This is a genomic window from Haloferax sp. s1 (assembly GCF_058382125.1).
This window is the reverse complement of sequence record NZ_JBZRPK010000225.1, coordinates 1-2,100: the sequence shown is the minus strand read 5'-3', so window position 1 is coordinate 2,100 and position 2,100 is coordinate 1. Positions and strand designations below refer to the sequence as shown.

The following is a 2,100-nucleotide window of genomic DNA, read 5'->3' as shown; positions in this document are numbered from 1 at the left end:
TTTTGACACCTCCGCGGATGGGCGCGTGGCAGTCTGTCCGGCAGCGGCCCCGTTCGAGCGACTGGCGCGTGCGATGACACCCGATGCGGCGCAAGCGTTCGAAGGGCGCATCGACGAGGCTGCAGGTGAGTTCGACCACGTACTCGTCGACGCACCGTTGCTCACATCGAACCCGACGGTCGCCGCCGCGACGGCCTGTGACCGGGTTGCGCTCGTCGCACCGGCAACCGCCCGAGGAGCAGACGCTGTCGGTCGGCTTACCGCACGCGTCGCCGACATCGGTACCGAAGTCGACGCCGTTGTTTCGACGTTCGGGTCGCTCGGCGATGCCGATGCTATCGTTCCTGAAACCGAGTCGGACGCTATCGCAGACGCGCCAGCGTGCCGCGATGACCGCGAACTCGCGGCGAGTATCGCGGCTGTCGCGTCGGTGCTCCTCGACGAAGAATTGGACTCGGTGACGAAATCCGGCAGCGTTCTCACATCTGTCGGCGAATACATCCGTCGCTGAAAACCGTTTGCGGCGTCTTCTCTTCGGGACAGAACGGAAGCTATCAGCTCGAAGTGTACAAAACGGGAGGTGGGTGGGGAGGCGTTTGTCCCGTGTTAGAACTGCATATCGGTGACCGAGCTCATGGTCTCGGCCAATGAATCGCGCTTTGCGACCGCCGCGTCGGTGCGGTCTGTAAGCGCGCCCTCGACGGCTTCGACGAGGGGGTCGATGGGGTCGTGCGTCTCGACGTAGGTCGCGAGGGCGAACTCCGACGGCTCTGCTTTGGTGAGCGCGAGCGCGTCGGCGCGCGAGATGTGTCCGTCTATCCAGTCGCGGACGATGCGTCGCGCTTCGGGGGCGAGGGGGGTCACGCCCGCTTCGCCACAGCGATGCAACACTTTCGCTGCCGTGACTGGGGCGACACCCGCTTCGCGCGCGCACTCACCGAGCGATCTGCCTGACCCGTGTGCTTCGACAACCCGCTCCGCTGTCGCAGGCGCGCAGGGGAGCGCGTCTGCGTGTGCGTCGAAACGCTCGCGGAGTGAAACACCGGTATCATCGACAGTCGGTACGTAACGCGGGCGCTGTTCGGTTGTCGTTGTCTCCAGTTCAGCGGCAATATCCGACAGCCCCATCGCTCGGTGGTCTCGTCCTTCCAAACAAAAGCGTTGCTAATCGATATCAAATTAGATACTGTAACCTACCGATTACCGGTAGGCTCTACCTCCCGAATATGGGTGAAATGGCCCGTTCCAACCTGTGTTTAAATACCTCTTCGGAACTGATTTTCAAATGTGATGAGCGAAGCACGTTCCCCCCAGGGTTGCCCCGAATGCGATGGACACCTCGGCGCCGAAGCCGGCGAGACAGTCTGTACCGACTGCGGACTCGTCGTCTCGGAGTACCGCATCGACCACGGTCCCGAGTGGCGCTCGTTCGCCGACGACGACCGAAACCCCGCCCGTACGGGCGCACCACTCACTCGGTCCCGTCACGACCGCGGCCTCTCGACCGAAATCGGTCGGTCGACGCGTATCAAAGGTCGTAAGCGTCGGAAGTTCGCCCGTCTGCGCCGTCAGCACAATCGCGCTCGAATCTCCTCGAAGCGCGAGCGGAATCAGGTGTACGCCTTCACCGAAATCCGTCGCGTGACGGGTGCACTCGGTCTGCCAAACCACATCCGCGACCAGGCCTGTTCGCTGTTCGAATCGGCGCAGAACGAAGACCTCCTCCGCGGCCGGTCGCTCGAAGGGTTCGCCGCCGCCTGTGTCTACGCCGCCTGCCGCGTCGCCGGAATCTCCCGGAGCGTCGAGGAAGTCTGCGACGTCTCGAAATCGACGGAATCCGAGCACCAAGCGGCCTACCGCGCCCTCAACCGCGACCTCGGTCTCCCCGTCGCGCCCGCTGACCCGACCGAGTACCTGCCGCGATTCGCGACGAAACTCGACCTCGACCGCGACACCGAACGCCGGGCGCGCGAGTACGTCGCCGAAGCGCGCGATGACGGTCTCGTCGCTGGCAAGAACCCCTGTGGCGTCGCCGCAGCGTGTCTCTACACGGCCGCTCGCGACCTCGGCGAAGACTGCACGCAATCGGACGCCGCCGCC

Annotated in this window: 3 protein-coding genes; 2 read left to right on the top strand and 1 reads right to left on the bottom strand. The window is 64.4% G+C overall.

Annotated features, from left to right (window positions below):
• Nucleotides 1–511, top strand: a 511-nt coding sequence (locus QT222_RS01980; RefSeq protein WP_491476139.1) for a P-loop NTPase family protein, incomplete at its 5' end; no start/stop codon positions are given.
• A gap of 95 nt (nt 512–606) precedes the next feature.
• On the opposite strand, the gene QT222_RS01975 is transcribed toward QT222_RS01980, so the two are convergent.
• Nucleotides 607–1,128, bottom strand: a complete 522-nt coding sequence (locus QT222_RS01975; RefSeq protein WP_004058365.1) for a DUF7858 family protein — start codon at nt 1,126–1,128, stop codon at nt 607–609.
• Between the two features lie 162 nt (nt 1,129–1,290).
• On the opposite strand from QT222_RS01975, the gene QT222_RS01970 reads away from it, so the two are divergent.
• Nucleotides 1,291–2,100: transcription initiation factor IIB (locus tag QT222_RS01970; protein ID WP_491476138.1), on the top strand; the 810-nt coding region annotated here is incomplete at its 3' end.